This window comes from Marinobacter sp. LM1 (assembly GCF_042763285.1).
Lineage (GTDB): Bacteria > Pseudomonadota > Gammaproteobacteria > Pseudomonadales > Oleiphilaceae > Marinobacter > Marinobacter nauticus.
Window position 1 is genome coordinate 2,318,123 of sequence record NZ_CP114373.1, and the last position, 14,104, is coordinate 2,332,226.

Sequence of the window (14,104 nt, forward strand, 5' to 3'; positions counted from 1 at the left end):
TTATTGTGGCTTGATATCGTCCAGATTCAGCGCAACGGGCAGGTCAGCTGGTGCCAGGCAAACGCCCTCGTCACTGCAGGCCTGTACCCGTACCGTCATGTCTAGCTTGCCTGCCTCTTTCAGCGCGGCGGTCTGTTTTTCATCTGGCAGCAGCCGGATGCTCGCACCGTCGTCGTACACCTCCAGGGCGGTGTCACCCAGCACAATGTCACTGACCCGGCCGCGCGGGTACTCCGTCGGAATATCGAGCGACTGGCCGCCAGCCGAAGACTTGGCGACGGTGGGGATCAGAAACTCCATGGAGGCTGGATTCGCATTCACGTGCCAGCCCGGTTCAATGTCCAGTGTCAGAACGATTTCACCGGTCTCCCCTATCAGGGCTTTGCCGCCTTCCGCAAGATTGAGGCGGACCTTATCGGAAGAATCTGCCAACCCCGTGCGGGCAACTGGCGCCTGGGGGTCGGAACTGGCTTGTTCAGGCTGGGCTGAGCCAGGGGCCTTTCCGGAATTGGTACCGATCAACATGAACGCCGCGATCGCGATCAGAAAAACCGCTATGCCGGTCAGCAATACTTTGGCTTGGGTTGTCATGGTTCATCTCCAGTATCTAGGGTTGTGAATTCTCGGTGCGGTTGATCGCCTCGACCAGGCTGTCGGTATCAAAGAGCCCAGTGAAACGGGCGACAACGGTGCCGTCAGCGTCAAAAATCGCCGCAAAAGGCAAAGCTTGCCCACCCGTCGCGGTTAACAATGCGTCTTTTTCGGGATCGCTTGCTGTCACATCCACCTGAATCGGCACCATGCCGGCCCGCGCTACGGCTTCAGCCACAGCGGGCTCTTTATACACGGTGCGCTCCAGGACCTTGCAGTTGATGCACCAATCGGCAGTGAACTCCAGCAAATACGGCGTGCCACGGGCTTTTGTGTCCGCCAGGAGTTCTGCGGAGTAGGGCTGCCAGACAAGTTCGTCTTCGCCGCTGCCCAACGGAGATGCGAATACCACTGTCACCGCAAGGGCAAGGCCTGTCGCCGTTGCAGTGATCACGCGAACGGCACCGCTCCCCTGAACGAAACGACGGAGACCCCAGACCAGCACCAGCGCCAGCCAGGCCCACCACAGCCAGGGGTATACCGCTTTGGGCACCAGGCTCGCGCTGAAAAAGACGGCGGCGGCCAGCAATATCAGCGCGAGCACTTCACGAATGGCCAGGGTCCAGGGGCCCGCCTTGGGCAACCGGCTCAGCCACTCGGGCCTGAGCATCAGTACCGCGTAGGGCAACGACAGCCCCAGCCCGATACTGCCGAATATCCCCATGATGACCGGTGTCGGCTGGGTAACGGCAAAGGCCAGAACGCCACCGAGGAATGGTCCTGCGCAGGGCGCGGCCAGAATCGCACTCAACAGCCCGGATACATAGGCTTCAAAGTAACGCCGGCCATGCGCCGAGGCGGCGAATGTCGGGACGGGGATGGGCAGATCGAGCCAGGTAATCACCGCAAACCCGACCATTAACGCAACCAGGACGGCCACGAATAGCGTTGACTGGAACAACGTGCCCCAGTTCCACTGCAGCAGTGCGGTCAGGCCGCCCAGCGTCAGGAAAAAGGTGAGTGTTCCGGCCGTGAATGCCAACGCGGCCAGCACCCGATGGGACCTCTGGCCGCCCGCCTCCCGCAGGATGGTCCGGACCTTGATGGGAATCGCGGGCAGAACACAGGGCGTCAGGTTGAGCAGTAGACCTGCCATAACCGCCATCATGATCTGGCCGGCAATGAGTAATGAGGGCAGCTGATCCATTACTCAGTGACTCCCAGCATCCTGCCGAGCGCTTCCTGGCTGGGCACACCAGTCTGGCCCCGCCATTGTCCGCTCGTGTCCTTGAACAGCAGCCCTGGCGTCCCGCTGAAACCCGCCTCGGCCATCCACTGACCGTGTTGTTCGAGGGCCTGTTGAAGGTCGGCCGGGATCGGAGTGAGTTCAGAAATGCCGCGGCCGTCACCGCTTTTTCCGAAGTTTTCCTCAAACACCTGGAGCGCCGCGGCTCGATCCTCTGCGTTCATGATTGCTGCAGAAAGCCCCAGGCTGGACGGTTTGAGAAACCCGACCATGACCCAGTGCAACCTGACTTTCCCCTCCGCAACCCAATCCCTGGTTTGCTGCCAGAATTTGTGGCAAAAAATGCAGTTGGGATCCGCGAAGATATAGACCTCAGGGGCATCTTTACCGCCCTCGCTCACCAGATGGGGGTCCCGGGAGAGCTGCTCGGCAACCGACGCATACGTCGGCTTCGGTATATAACGAGCGGAATATTCGCTGGTCAGATCGTTGCCATCACTCTCCAGAAGTGCGCCGGAAAAAGTGAGGTCACCGAGACCATAGAGGATTCCGGTTTTCCCGTCGCCGGTCTTTACAACATAGCCGGTCACGCCCTCGGCTGGCGTGGAGAAGCGTTCAGTCACCGTAAAACCGATTCTCTCCTGCAGTGCCTTGATTCCCGGGTCCATTGGTGGTGACGCCGAGGCCAAGGCAGCGAATAAACTCAAAAAAAGTGCCATCGAAAGCTTATGGCAGAGCACGGTCATGCCGCGCACCGGGTATTCCAGATAGAATGACATCACAGATACGTTCCCGTTTTCATGTATTCATCAGTCGATAAAATCACCAGCAAAGCTGCCTACGTGATGGTCTACCGCGCAAGGCCAAACGACAGGCACTCGAAGCGAAAGCCTCTGGTAATCAAAGGTTCAGGAGACTGTTGATTACTTGGGAGGAAAGGGGTCTGGGCCAGAAAGTACACGGCCGGAATGAGAAGAATAGCCTTTCGGGCAGGGGGAAGATAACAGCACTACCGAGTCTCTAATTGCAGATTTCCCGACATGGGACGTTGAACACGGGCTACTGCAGCTGCCCTCGGCATTGAGCCCGGCGCAGTCATGCATCACCTGGGTGTCTGGCAACATGACACAAGCCTCGGCCATGGGTTCCGCTTCAAAAGAGGTCGCGGCAACTCCCTGTGCAACGGGGAGAAGAGCCACGAGCAGTAGTACTGCCAGTCCCATAAGCCGTGTGGTCATCGCACTGATATCCTGATTACAGAACAGCTAAAACATCTTCCGCGTGGGAAGATAGTCGCCCACTTTAACCTACATTGGCGGAAGTGCAAACAGACACGCTCCATCACCGTATCCGCCAATTCGGCTACCAGAGTAAGATGTTGGCGGCGCACATAAGTTCCTCAGAAGCTTGGGTGTGGGGACTATCCGGGGATAAAACATCCGCTCTCCCTCGAGCCCTCAGTCGAGTGAAAATCATGTTCTTTCACGTTGATCGTTCCCCCCCACTGCCCCCTCATGCAATGATGCAATCAATGGGCAGGTAATATTGTACGGATGGGCATGGCACTGCTCAACCATCTCGCCCAGTACCTTCTCGATTCTCCCCAGTTGGTCGATTTTCTCACGCACGTCCCGCAACTTGTGCTCGGCCAGAGCGCTGGCCTCCTGGCAGTGAGCGCCATCTTCAAGTTGTAGCAGGTCACTGATTTCGACAAGACTGAAGCCCAGCTGCTGAGCCGTTTTCACGAACATTAACCGCTCGATATCAGCTGGACCATAGCGCCTAATACCACCTGGAGGACGTTCCGGCTCCGGTACTAGACGTCGCCGCTGGTAATAGCGGATTGTCTCGACATGGACGTTGGCAGCCTTAGCCAGGCCACCGATGGTCAATGAATTCGCTTTATCCGGCATACCCCTTGACTCCGTAGCTGACTACGGAAGTAATCTTATCTCATCGAATGAAACCATGAAAGGTGTCAGCGTTATGCCGAATTCCAAATCGGGGCGTGTCCCCTTGGCTGCGGGAGGTATTGCGGGCCTTTTGGCTTCGGCCTGCTGTCTCGGACCGCTGGTACTTGTCGCGCTGGGTGTCTCCGGTGCCTGGATGGGCAACCTCACGGCTCTTGAACCTTACCGCCCGATTTTCATCGGCGTTGCATTGGTGGCCATGTTCTTCGCCTGGCGTCGAATCTTCCGGCCAGTGGAACAGTGTCAACCCGGTGAAGTGTGTGCCGTACCACGGGTGCGAACGACTTATAAGGTGATCTTTTGGGCAGTAACGGCACTGATACTGGTCGCCCTGTTGTTTCCCTATGCCCTTCCTCTGTTTTATTGAAAGGAGATTGTCCCATGAAAATGCGCTTTGCCATGACGTTGCTTTTCGCCCTGCTCAGCATGCCCTCGTGGGCCGCCATGCAGACAGTGACGCTTTCAGTTCCGGGGATGACCTGTTCCGCATGCCCCATTACCATCAAGCTGGCCTTGAACAAGGTGGACGGTGTTTCACAAGTCGACGTGAGCTATCCGGATCGAGAAGCCGTGATTACCTTTGACGACACACGAACATCGGTGGAAGCCTTAACCCAGGCAACGGGCGATGTCGGCTATCCCTCCACCCTGAAATCCCTGGAAACGGACAGTAAGTGAGTTGTGATAAAGGACTCCAAGCGCCCTCTGTTACACGCGACTCGGCGCCTGCCGTGACAATGCCCCAGTAATTCAAGGAACTCGGAATGAATAGTGACAAAAACCTGCATATCGCTGTGATTGGTAGCGGCGGCGCAGCCATGGCGGCTGCCCTGAAGGCCGCGGAGCGTGGCGCCCGCATCACCCTGATCGAGCGCGGCATTATTGGTGGTACCTGCGTGAATACCGGCTGCGTGCCGTCGAAAATCATGAGTCGTGCCGCGCATATCGCGCATCTGCGCACGGAGAGCCCATTTGACGGGGGCGTCAGCGCCCAGATACCGAAGGTGGACCGGGCGAACCTGCTTCAGCAACAGCAGACGCGTGTCGAGGAACTGCGCGACGCCAAGTACGAAGGGATTCTGCGCGACCAGACGGCAATCACGGTCCTGAACGGTGAAGCCCGGTTTGTCGATGCCAATAACCTGGTGGTCCAGTTGAACGAGGGCGGCGAGCAGAACGTCCATTTCGATCGCGCCTTTATTGGCACTGGCGCCCGTCCCGCAGAGCCGTCGATACCGGGGCTGGTTCAAGCCGAGTCTGCGAATGATGCCCAAGCAGTGAAAGCGCTGGCGACTGACTCCTCCGGCGCCCTGCTGGTGCTTCGGGATAGCGGCCTGCTTGTTCTTGATGATAAGACTGCCGCCGACATCCCGCTGCCACCGTCCGATTCCGGCGCTCAACCCCGTTCCATGGCAAAGGGCGCGGACGAACGCCTGTACCTGGCAGGGCCAGGCCTTGGCATCTGGCGCTATGAGTATGCTAGCGAGCGCTGGCATTCCCTCAATGACACCCTGCCGGATCTCGGAATCACCGCCATTGCCGCCCACGCCACCCAACCGGAAACGCTCTACGCCTATCTTGGTGAAGGTGGCATGTTCCGATCCAGGGACGGCGGTGGCGAATGGGTGAAGGTTGACGGTGGACCCCGGGAGCCGGTGCAGGCGTTCCTGCACTCGGATATGCCCGGCAGCATGGAAAGTGGCTGGCTGTTCGCGGGCACCACCCGTGGTGTGGCCCGTTCCATGGACTGTTTTTGCTTCTGGGGCGATGCCGGCGAATTGCGAGGGGCGGTGACGGCCATTGATTACGATCCTTCGGCCCCGGAGAACGTCTACGCCGTAATCGAGGGGCAACTTCACCACAGTTCTGACGGCGGCGAAACCTGGGTTGGCCTTGAAATACCCCAGGCAATCACCGCTCTGACATTCTCACCCAAGGAAGGACTCGTGGTGGGCACGGAAAACGGAGACCTGCTTTCGCGGAACGCCTCTGGCGAATGGGTGCCTGTTCATGAATAAGTGGTTTGTCCCGCTGGTCTTGCTCGTTGCCCCGGCCCTTCTGATGGCCGGTGGCGCGCCACCAAACAGCGACAGCTTGCCGACCGAAGTGGCCAAGGGTCGCCAGATCTACGAGCAATACTGCGCCGCCTGCCACGGATGGCAGGGTGAAGGTGCGGCCAACTGGAACAAACCGGATGAGAAAGGCGAAATGCCCCCGCCACCACACGATGAGACCGGCCACACCTGGCGCCACAGTGATGCCATGCTGTTCAGGATGATTGCCGAGGGATGGCGGCATCCCTTCAACAAAACAGATCGGCTGGCTATGCCAGCATTTGAGGACACCCTCACCGACGAGGAAATTCAGTGGGTGATCGAGTACCTGAGAACACTATGGACAGACGACCAGCGCCGCTATCAACAGAACGAAAGTCAGGACATTAACCAGGCCGAGAGCCCCTCCTGACTTCTCACGGATACCAGACAACACTCCTTTAAATCTCGGTAACTCGAAAATGTCGTTGAAGCAGCACTTCAATAAATGGTCATGGTTATTCGGTATAGCCGGTTTCAGTCTGGTGGTCGCTGCAATTTTCGTGTTGCCGCAGTACCTGAAGCCTGATCTGGATGCCGGTGTCACTTTTTACGCCACCGAGGGATGCGCACCTTTTGAAGGTCAGTGTATCGGGCGAAAGGGCGATCAAACCATCACAGTCGGCTTAGGTAATGAAGCCATCGAATCGATGACAGAGATTCCCATTCGTGTGCGTCTCGATAACATGACAGCAGACTCCCTGATCGTGGATTTCGAAGGGCTTGAAATGTACATGGGCGTGGTCCGCACCCAGCTGCTACCGAATGCCCAGGGTGTTTACCAGGGAACCATTACCCTGCCGGAGTGCGGTACCGGCAAGATGCTATGGCGGTCGAGGGTTATCATCGACAACGACCCTTCCAGTGAAGGTATCAAATTTGATTTCTGGGCAGTTTAACGGACTTACAAAACTTAGGGGACTAAATTCCTGATCTTGCAACCTGGGGAATTGGCGCCGCGTTTGCCATCGGCTGGACACCCTGTATAGGCCCCATACTCGGGGCCATATTGGCGCTCAGCTCCACGCATGCCAATGCTGAGGCGGGCATGCTGTATCTGGCGGCGTATTCGTTGGGGTTGGCTCTTCCTTTTCTCGGAACCGCCCTGTTTATTGAACACTTTCGGCAACGAGTACGCTGGCTCAGTCGCTGGAGTAGACTGCTGAGAGCGCTTGCTGGCTTGGTGCTCGTTGTAATGGGAGTAATGGTGCTCACCGGTCGGATGACACTCTTTGCGTCGTGGATGTTGTCGACGTTTCCGGTTCTCGGAAGGCTTGGTTGAGCTTCCTACAGCCAAACTACAGGGAACGGTCCATGGCTTCATGCTCAAATACTGCGTATAAACAGGTTTCATGAACAAATGGGGCCGCTATTTCGTTAACTAATGGCTTTGCATTGCCGAACCATTGAAGCGGCTCATTGTTCTTCAGGACTGAATTAAAAACCGGTTCGCAGTGGAGGATCTAGAACGTTCGCTTTTGTTTATAGCGCCCCCTGCTACTCATGCCTGTTACGCGTTCCCAATCATGCGGTTCCAGCGATATTCATCCGAACGCCAAGTCGGACCACGAATTTAGCACCTTGTGTGATCGTCCAGCATACCCTGGGGTTCCGGCTCCGAAATAGAACCTGTGAGTAGTGCAGCCCCTACTTTGTTTGCCCCGGGCCCGCTAAACTTACCAGAATGGGCTAGCCCTCACAGCCAGGAAACCCACAAGGAATCAGGAGCTTTCCAGACCCCATGACCAACCATTTTGAGGGCCCCTTCAAAGGCGAGTTTCTCGCAAACCAGGTGACTAACCCAAACATCAGGGTCGGGCGATACAGTTACTATTCCGGTTATTACCATGGCCATTCATTCGACGATTGCGCCCGGTATCTCATGCCTGATCGTGATGACGTTGATCGGCTCGTTATCGGCAGTTTCTGTTCCATCGGCTCCGGTGCATCATTCATCATGGCAGGCAATCAGGGCCACCGGCACGACTGGGTTTCCGCGTTTCCGTTCTTTTATATGATAGATGAAGCCGCCTTCACCAGTGCCTTGGATGGATTTCAGCGGGCTGGCGACACGGTGATTGGCAGTGATGTATGGATCGGCTCAGAGGCAATGATTATGCCCGGCATCACCATCGGTCATGGCGCCGTTATTGGAAGCCGTGCGCTGATCACCCGGGATGTCGAACCCTACACGATCGTGGGCGGCAACCCAGCGAAAACTATTAAACAGCGCTTCTGCGACGAAGACATTGCGCGGCTTCTGGAGATGGCCTGGTGGGACTGGCCGCTGGACGACATTCAGGCTGCGATGCCACTACTCTGCTCTGGTAACATCCGCGATCTGTATCACTATTGGCAGGAGTCCGTCCGTTCATGAATCCCCTTCTAATGCTGCTATTTCTGCTCTGGAGCGGCTTTGCTCTGGCAGACCCTGCCTCCCTGCCAGACGAGCTTGCCGAGGAGGCCGGCATGCTGGGAAGCATACTCAGTGATGGGCGGGCGGTTTTCTATCCCGAAAGTGCCTCTTACCTCTCCCTCTCATCGCTGAATGGCCCCGGGTACAGCAACGGTGTTGCCGTGCTCATGACTCTGGGGGGCTGGGGAGGCGGAGCAACCAACAATCAGTACCTTGCCTTGTACGCCATCAACGACAGCATTGCTGGCGTGTCGCCGGTCAAGACCTATCGCTTACTCTCTGTTCGTCACGTTGGGGGCAAGGGTGACCGCCTGTTCACTGGCGTTCGCGAAACCGGAAAAGGCCTCGTCCTGTCCGGGTTTAGCTATGCGGCTGAAGACCCACTCTGCTGCCCGGCCAAACCACTGGAGGTCACCTTCACCTTCGGGGAGCGCGGCGAGCTTCTCCCGGCAGCCTCGCCAACGCAACCCTGGCAGACCGCAAATCCGATGAGGCCCGCTCGGAGCAGGCTCAGCCCGCCCCCTATAGCGGACAGATCGTGATTCGCGGTGAAATTCAGGATCGCGACGCTGAGTACCATGCAGCAAAACCGGCCCCATACAGCGGTCAGATTGTTATCCGCGGCCAGGTTCAGCCCGAAAGCCACGGCTGAGCTATAGCTGCTTCATTTGCGTCTTGGAACCAGAGACGGTGCGTTTTTGGTTTCGAAGCAACACATAAGCCTCCCGAGCGATCTCCTTATATCGGTTACTCCAAAGCTCACTTTCAGTTGCCGCAGCCATGAAATGCTCATCTCGTCGTTGTTCGTCAGGTATACGGGCAAACCTCAGCGCGGTACCTGTGAGCAGCTTGCACTTCGCTGATCAGAATTTTCGTGGGGTGCGCACTCAGTTTTCAGGCAACAAACGCGCGGCTGGCGGACCCGACAGCGCAACAAAACCCGGCGAAACACACGCCACGCACCGCCAAACAGTTCGGCGAAAAATTCGGCACGTAGTCGGGCATTGTCACGTTCGATTTCACGGATTTTTGGATCCGGGTTATGGAAGGCCATTGCATCTTCTCCCTGCTCTCTGAAAGCTTAGCAAAATCGAGGCAATGGTGGCGATTTCGACACGCGCCACATTCGGGCGAATGAAAGCCACTACAGCGACTGGTGCAAAAGGTCGAGCTGGGAATCGCCCACCAGTGTTCGTTCGCGCTCAAAGATCAGCCAGGTTCGGACTCGGCTCTCTATCTGATTTCTGTTGCGACAAATCCAGGTATAGCGGCCGGCAGGATCAGAGACACATTCCATCTGTGCGCCGTGTTTGCGGGCAATCGCCATGTGTCGCTTAAATGTCCGGTCAGGCATGTTGGCATAACGTCTTCGGATCTCATCTGAAGTCAGATCAGCGTTATCCAGCACAGTGGTAATGAGCTCAAGGGTGGTCTTGAAATCGCGGTACATAGACTCTCTGGAGGCGTCATGCCAACAAGTGGCACGAGCTTCTGCCGGTGCCAGTTTCTGGCGTAGCCGCCGGCGAGCGGTAAATTCGCAGCCTGGGCACACCAAAGCGGGCGCCAATTATAGCGATGCCAGCTGTTGGCACAAGTATTGAGCCAAGCCAAACTCTGGCATAGCCATCGTTCCCATTTGACACTTTCCCATGCTGGCACCAAGCTCCAAGAGCACCACTTAATTGAACTCAAGTCCGGAGCTGACCATGAGCAATCTCGCGCCCGACACTGAAATGGATTTCCCCATCACCGAAGAATGTGGCGCCATAGTTCAGCTCCTTCAGCCCAGAAACCGTGACCTCGGGGGCTTTTCGGTAAGGCGGGTTCTGCCGGTAATTGGCCGGAGAATGATCGGGCCATGGATCTTTTTTGATCATATGGGGCCGGCCCATTTTGCGGCCGGGGATGGCATTAACGTGCGCCCTCACCCCCATATTGGCATTGCGACCGTTACCTACCTGTTTGAAGGTGAAATCCTGCACCGTGGGAACCGCTTTCGCTGCCGCGTCGCCGGTCAAGACCTTTGCCGATACCCTATACATTGAGGCATGGCTGAAACCGGGGCAAAAGCTTACTCTGCCTGATGCCGAGGAACGAGGGTTGTACGTTGCCAAAGGAAAGCTGCGGGCAGGCGGAACGGAGGTGCCTGAATATTCCATGGCCGTTTTGGCGGCTCACGAGGGCGTTACGGTTGAGGCGATTGAAGATACCCGGATCGCCCTTGTTGGCGGCGAACCACTGGGTCGACGGTTTATTGAATGGAATTTTGTGTCCAGCCGTAAGGAGTGTATCGAACAGGCCAAGGATGACTGGCAGAACCGACGTTTTCCCACCGTACCCGGTGATGAAGAAGACTTTATTCCCTTATCCGGCTAGAACCAGCGCCCAACCCGTGAGGCGTACTGGGTGTAGTCGTCACCGAATAACGCCCGCATGTGTCGTTCCTCGGGTTTGATCTGGAAGCGATTCATGTACAGCATGAACAGAGGCAGTAACAGAGCGGCAAATACACTGCCCAAGTACAGGCTCCACGCAATAAGCATCAGCAGAAATCCGAGGTACATGGGATTGCGGGTGTAACGGTAAATCCCGTCAACCACCAGGCTGGCAGACTGATGGGGCGTACGAGGATCCACGGTGGTGCCTGCTGCACGAAATGCCAGAACGCCGGCCAGGGCAATACCTGCGCCAGCCAGGACCATGAGGGTGCACAGAATCAGCCTGCCCGGAACGGTAAAATAGCCAGACGGCAACAGCCTCGAAATAGCCCACATGGCCGCCCCGAAAAGGATAACTAGAACAACGGGTGGAACCTTGAGTTCAAGTGCTTTCACTATTTGTGTTCGTCCCTGAGAACGTTTGGCTAAGCTGGTATCTCTGACTGGATGCCCAAGGCTGAGTTTACGGCGTCCCGAATCTCGCGATACCGCTCCGGATTGCTGATCAGTGTATCCAGATTGTCCTCAGGGAACATCTCTTTCAGCTTGGATCTGGCGGACTCTCCAGCAAATACCGCCGGGAACAATTGCTCCAGGGCACGCAGCATCACCTCAGGTGACACCGAGGCGCCAGGCGACGCCCCAAGTATTGTGCCGTAGGTTTTATCCTTCGACACGATAATCTCTGTACCCATCTGCAGATCCCCATCCTTGATGATCTGTACCCGCTGGCCAGCCTCAATAGGCTTCCAGTCAAACCTGGAGCTCAGGCCCGGAGCGAATTTCTCCAGCGACTCCAGCATGCTTTTCTCGCCTTTGAAGGTCTCAGAAACCAGGTATTTCACGAGAGCGAAATGCTCTATCGCGACGCTCAGCAACCCGGGGATATCGTGCAGGCGCATGGCCTTCAGATAATCAATGAATCCGCGCCCTTTTTCCAGAACGGGCTTGAATGAGGCAAATGGGCCGAACAGCAAATAATGCCTGCCATCAGCCACCCGCAGGTCCAGATGCGGTACAGACATTGGAGGTGCACCAACTTCCGCCTTGCCGTAGGTTTTTGCGCGGTATTGACGGGCCTGCTCTTCGGTAATTTCCGCCTGCAGAAAACGCCCGCCCACCGGAAAACCGGTGAACCTCCGGGCAAACGGTAAATGACTTTTCTTGAGAATGGGGAAGGCACCCCCGCCCGCGCCAACAAACAGTATGTCGGCCCGATGCTGAACGGCAGCGCCCCGGGTTTGCGTTTCTACCAACCAGCTCCCCGCTGGGTTTCGGTGCACCCGCTTTACATGGACGCCATACTCGACTTTTACGCCCAACTGCTTCGTCGCATATTCCGCCATCTGTTCAGTCAGGGAACCAAAATTCACATCGGTTCCCGTTTCCACAACGGTCGCTGCCATTTTCTCGTGATGGGGACGGCCGTCCATGGTGTAGGGAATCCAGCTCTTGATCTCGTCAAATTCCTCGGAAAAGCGCATGTGCTCAAAAAAGTGGTGGGCGGACATTTCCTTGAAGCGTAGCTTGAGTTCCTCGATGGACGGCTCGGAGACCAGGGTGCAATGGCGGGTCTGGTTGATGAAGCTAGTGGGCTCTTTTATCGCACCTTTTCGAACAAGGTAGGCCCAGAACTGCTTGGCAACGTTGAACTGGGCATGGATTTTCAAGGCTTTCTCCACCGAGATTACCTCGCCATCCACCGGCGTATAGTTAAGCTCGCAGTTGGCCTCGTGGCCCGTGCCGGCATTGTTGAAAGACCAGGAGTTGCCTGCGCCCGGGCTGTCCAGTCGCTCCAGAATGGTGATATCCAGTTCGGGCGCCAGTTCCTTCGCCAGGGTGGCAAAAGTGGTTCCCATTATCCCTGCGCCGATCACGATCACATTCATATGCCTGCCCACCAGAGTCCGTTTAATGAAGCTATTCAATAGAGTACCTGTATTGACGTTAGCATGCTTGCGGCCAACACGGAAAATTCATCGGTTTGGCTCAGTTAAATAAAAATCCGCATTCTGGGTCTACCCGATGGATGCAGTTTACGTTAAGGTAAAGGTAAGCCTGGAATGATCCACATCAGATTTCCCCAGGTTGTCTACAATGACATTAACGACACGCCCACAAGGCGTGTTTTGTTTCCTCAGGCCAATACCCCAGGAAGAGGACTATGACAACAACAAAATCGAAAGTTGTGTATTCCCCCTCGTTCACCGATGGTGCGGAATTCCGTATTCCCACGTTCAAGCTCCTGAAGCAGGATGGCAAGCTCTATAAGAGCGCCAAAGCGCCGGATCTTGAAAAAGAGAAAGCCCTTCGCATCTACCGGGCCATGGTCACCACCCGGATTCTCGATGAGCGTATGCTTGCTGCCCAGCGCCAGGGGCGTCTGAGCTTCTACATGCAGTGTACCGGTGAAGAAGCCGCCGTGATCGGCAGCGCCGCCGCGCTGGATGATAACGACATGATCATGGCGCAGTACCGGGAGCAAGGCGCCCTCGCCTACCGCGGTTTTTCCATCGACGAATTCATGAACCAGCTTTTCGGCAATGAGCTTGATTACGGTAAGGGCCGGCAAATGCCCGTGCACTACGGCTCGAAAAAGCTGAATTACATGACCATCTCTTCGCCCCTGGCCACCCAGATTCCCCAGGCCACCGGCTATGCCTATGGCCAGAAGCTGGCGGGAGACGGCCACTGCACCATCACCTATTTTGGCGAAGGCGCCGCGTCCGAGGGTGACTTTCACGCGGCCCTGAACATGGCTGCAGTCCATCGCGTACCCGTCATCTTCCTGTGCCGGAACAACGGTTATGCCATTTCCACCCCCGCAGCCGAACAGTTCGCAGCCGACGGCGTAGCACCCAGAGCCTATGGCTACAAGATGGACGTTATCCGGGTAGACGGTAACGACGTACTGGCCATGTATGAAGCCACCAGAGCCGCCCGGGAGCTGGCCGTCAAACACAATCGACCGGTATTGATCGAGGCCATGAGCTACCGCCTTGCGGCCCACTCCTCCTCCGACGACCCGTCCGGTTATCGCAGCAAAGACGAGGAAGCGGTATGGCGCGAGAAAGACCCGATCCTGCGCATGCGCCTGTGGCTGGAAAGCAAGAAATGGTGGAGTGAGGACGACGAAAAACAGTTCCAGGAAAACATGCGCCGGGAAGTGCTGGAAACCATGAAGCGGGCGCAGAAGCGTCCGCCACCAGCCCTCGAAACTCTGGTTACCGATGTCTACGACGAAGTACCTCCCATGCTGGCCGAGCAGTTTGAGAAACTGAAGGCTCACATACGTCGATATCCGGATGAGTACCCAAAGAGCGCCGAACACGTTAAGGGAGGAGCGTGAG

Annotated in this window: 17 protein-coding genes and 1 pseudogene; 11 read left to right on the forward strand and 7 right to left on the reverse strand. The window is 56.6% G+C overall.

What is annotated here, in order from left to right; all coding sequences use genetic code 11:
* The 4 genes from OZ656_RS10855 to merR all read right to left on the reverse strand — a co-directional run bounded on the left by OZ656_RS10855 (position 1) and on the right by merR (position 3,750).
* Positions 1 to 591, reverse strand: coding sequence for a protein-disulfide reductase DsbD domain-containing protein (locus tag OZ656_RS10855; protein WP_011784890.1), 591 nt, complete (start codon positions 589 to 591; stop codon positions 1 to 3).
* Positions 592 to 607: 16 nt separating this feature from the next.
* Complete coding sequence (locus OZ656_RS10860) at positions 608 to 1,798, reverse strand: protein-disulfide reductase DsbD (RefSeq protein ID WP_011784889.1); 1,191 nt, start codon at positions 1,796 to 1,798, stop codon at positions 608 to 610.
* Complete coding sequence (gene dsbG / locus OZ656_RS10865) at positions 1,798 to 2,616, reverse strand: thiol:disulfide interchange protein DsbG (RefSeq protein WP_011784888.1); 819 nt, start codon at positions 2,614 to 2,616, stop codon at positions 1,798 to 1,800. Before dsbG ends, OZ656_RS10860 begins: the two co-directional genes overlap by 1 nt.
* A gap of 693 nt (positions 2,617 to 3,309) precedes the next feature.
* On the reverse strand, positions 3,310 to 3,750 hold the full coding sequence (gene merR, locus OZ656_RS10870; RefSeq protein WP_011784886.1) for an Hg(II)-responsive transcriptional regulator: 441 nt from the start codon (positions 3,748 to 3,750) through the stop codon (positions 3,310 to 3,312).
* Between the two features lie 73 nt (positions 3,751 to 3,823).
* Here merR and merT point away from each other — a divergent pair, with 73 nt between their 5' ends.
* The 8 genes and pseudogenes from merT (at position 3,824) to OZ656_RS10910 (ending at position 8,858) form a co-directional block, all read left to right on the forward strand.
* Positions 3,824 to 4,174 carry a mercuric ion transporter MerT gene (merT, locus tag OZ656_RS10875; protein ID WP_011784885.1) on the forward strand — a complete coding sequence of 117 codons (351 nt, stop codon included), beginning with the start codon at positions 3,824 to 3,826 and terminating at the stop codon, positions 4,172 to 4,174.
* Between the two features lie 14 nt (positions 4,175 to 4,188).
* Entirely contained in the window at positions 4,189 to 4,485 is a 297-nt protein-coding gene (gene merP, locus OZ656_RS10880; protein ID WP_011784884.1) for a mercury resistance system periplasmic binding protein MerP, read from the forward strand.
* Between the two features lie 86 nt (positions 4,486 to 4,571).
* The gene (locus OZ656_RS10885) at positions 4,572 to 5,825 is read left to right on the forward strand and encodes an FAD-dependent oxidoreductase (protein ID WP_011784883.1); all 1,254 of its coding nucleotides are present in this window, start codon (positions 4,572 to 4,574) and stop codon (positions 5,823 to 5,825) included.
* Positions 5,818 to 6,273 (forward strand): cytochrome c, encoded by a 456-nt coding sequence (locus tag OZ656_RS10890; RefSeq protein WP_011784882.1) that lies wholly within the window; start codon positions 5,818 to 5,820, stop codon positions 6,271 to 6,273. The genes OZ656_RS10885 and OZ656_RS10890 overlap by 8 nt, the downstream gene beginning before the upstream one ends.
* Positions 6,274 to 6,322: 49 nt before the next feature.
* Positions 6,323 to 6,799 (forward strand): hypothetical protein, encoded by a 477-nt coding sequence (locus OZ656_RS10895; protein ID WP_011784881.1) that lies wholly within the window; start codon positions 6,323 to 6,325, stop codon positions 6,797 to 6,799.
* A 53-nt stretch (positions 6,800 to 6,852) separates the two neighbouring features.
* Positions 6,853 to 7,182, forward strand: a pseudogene (locus tag OZ656_RS10900) (cytochrome c biogenesis CcdA family protein); the annotation flags it as partial.
* Positions 7,183 to 7,641: 459 nt separating this feature from the next.
* Complete coding sequence (gene catB, locus OZ656_RS10905) at positions 7,642 to 8,277, forward strand: type B chloramphenicol O-acetyltransferase (protein ID WP_011784879.1); 636 nt, start codon at positions 7,642 to 7,644, stop codon at positions 8,275 to 8,277.
* On the forward strand, positions 8,274 to 8,858 hold the full coding sequence (locus tag OZ656_RS10910) for a hypothetical protein (RefSeq protein ID WP_011784878.1): 585 nt from the start codon (positions 8,274 to 8,276) through the stop codon (positions 8,856 to 8,858). Before catB ends, OZ656_RS10910 begins: the two co-directional genes overlap by 4 nt.
* Before the next feature lie 602 nt (positions 8,859 to 9,460).
* On the opposite strand, the gene OZ656_RS10915 is transcribed toward OZ656_RS10910, so the two are convergent.
* Positions 9,461 to 9,766 carry a hypothetical protein gene (locus OZ656_RS10915; RefSeq protein ID WP_014421613.1) on the reverse strand — a complete coding sequence of 102 codons (306 nt, stop codon included), beginning with the start codon at positions 9,764 to 9,766 and terminating at the stop codon, positions 9,461 to 9,463.
* 397 nt (positions 9,767 to 10,163) lie between these two features.
* Here OZ656_RS10915 and OZ656_RS10920 point away from each other — a divergent pair, with 397 nt between their 5' ends.
* Positions 10,164 to 10,361, forward strand: coding sequence for a pirin family protein (locus tag OZ656_RS10920; RefSeq protein ID WP_236078988.1), 198 nt, complete (start codon positions 10,164 to 10,166; stop codon positions 10,359 to 10,361).
* Positions 10,300 to 10,692 carry a pirin-like C-terminal cupin domain-containing protein gene (locus OZ656_RS10925; RefSeq protein WP_049756870.1) on the forward strand — a complete coding sequence of 131 codons (393 nt, stop codon included), beginning with the start codon at positions 10,300 to 10,302 and terminating at the stop codon, positions 10,690 to 10,692. The genes OZ656_RS10920 and OZ656_RS10925 overlap by 62 nt, the downstream gene beginning before the upstream one ends.
* Here the strand turns inward: OZ656_RS10925 and OZ656_RS10930 are convergent.
* Together OZ656_RS10930 and OZ656_RS10935 are read right to left on the reverse strand one after the other, a co-directional pair.
* Positions 10,689 to 11,090, reverse strand: coding sequence for an isoprenylcysteine carboxylmethyltransferase family protein (locus OZ656_RS10930; RefSeq protein ID WP_011784876.1), 402 nt, complete (start codon positions 11,088 to 11,090; stop codon positions 10,689 to 10,691). The two genes, OZ656_RS10925 and OZ656_RS10930, sit on opposite strands and share 4 nt — an antisense overlap.
* Before the next feature lie 89 nt (positions 11,091 to 11,179).
* Positions 11,180 to 12,643, reverse strand: coding sequence for a malate:quinone oxidoreductase (locus tag OZ656_RS10935; RefSeq protein WP_011784875.1), 1,464 nt, complete (start codon positions 12,641 to 12,643; stop codon positions 11,180 to 11,182).
* A gap of 275 nt (positions 12,644 to 12,918) precedes the next feature.
* On the opposite strand from OZ656_RS10935, the gene OZ656_RS10940 reads away from it, so the two are divergent.
* A complete protein-coding gene (locus tag OZ656_RS10940) occupies positions 12,919 to 14,103 on the forward strand; it encodes a thiamine pyrophosphate-dependent dehydrogenase E1 component subunit alpha (protein WP_011784874.1) in 1,185 nt (394 codons plus the stop codon).
* Position 14,104: the final 1 nt, after the last annotated feature.

Coding starts and splice junctions, on each gene's coding strand:
- OZ656_RS10895 (WP_011784881.1), top strand. CDS start 6,323: ATGTCGTTGAAGCAGCACTTCAATAAATGGTCATGGTTATTCGGTATA.
- dsbG (WP_011784888.1), bottom strand. CDS start 2,616: ATGTCATTCTATCTGGAATACCCGGTGCGCGGCATGACCGTGCTCTGC.
- OZ656_RS10855 (WP_011784890.1), bottom strand. CDS start 591: ATGACAACCCAAGCCAAAGTATTGCTGACCGGCATAGCGGTTTTTCTG.
- merP (WP_011784884.1), top strand. CDS start 4,189: ATGAAAATGCGCTTTGCCATGACGTTGCTTTTCGCCCTGCTCAGCATG.
- OZ656_RS10920 (WP_236078988.1), top strand. CDS start 10,164: ATGATCGGGCCATGGATCTTTTTTGATCATATGGGGCCGGCCCATTTT.
- merT (WP_011784885.1), top strand. CDS start 3,824: ATGCCGAATTCCAAATCGGGGCGTGTCCCCTTGGCTGCGGGAGGTATT.
- merR (WP_011784886.1), bottom strand. CDS start 3,750: ATGCCGGATAAAGCGAATTCATTGACCATCGGTGGCCTGGCTAAGGCT.
- OZ656_RS10935 (WP_011784875.1), bottom strand. CDS start 12,643: ATGAATGTGATCGTGATCGGCGCAGGGATAATGGGAACCACTTTTGCC.
- OZ656_RS10940 (WP_011784874.1), top strand. CDS start 12,919: ATGACAACAACAAAATCGAAAGTTGTGTATTCCCCCTCGTTCACCGAT.
- OZ656_RS10885 (WP_011784883.1), top strand. CDS start 4,572: ATGAATAGTGACAAAAACCTGCATATCGCTGTGATTGGTAGCGGCGGC.
- OZ656_RS10915 (WP_014421613.1), bottom strand. CDS start 9,766: ATGTACCGCGATTTCAAGACCACCCTTGAGCTCATTACCACTGTGCTG.
- OZ656_RS10910 (WP_011784878.1), top strand. CDS start 8,274: ATGAATCCCCTTCTAATGCTGCTATTTCTGCTCTGGAGCGGCTTTGCT.
- OZ656_RS10890 (WP_011784882.1), top strand. CDS start 5,818: ATGAATAAGTGGTTTGTCCCGCTGGTCTTGCTCGTTGCCCCGGCCCTT.
- OZ656_RS10930 (WP_011784876.1), bottom strand. CDS start 11,090: ATGTGGGCTATTTCGAGGCTGTTGCCGTCTGGCTATTTTACCGTTCCG.
- OZ656_RS10860 (WP_011784889.1), bottom strand. CDS start 1,798: ATGGATCAGCTGCCCTCATTACTCATTGCCGGCCAGATCATGATGGCG.
- catB (WP_011784879.1), top strand. CDS start 7,642: ATGACCAACCATTTTGAGGGCCCCTTCAAAGGCGAGTTTCTCGCAAAC.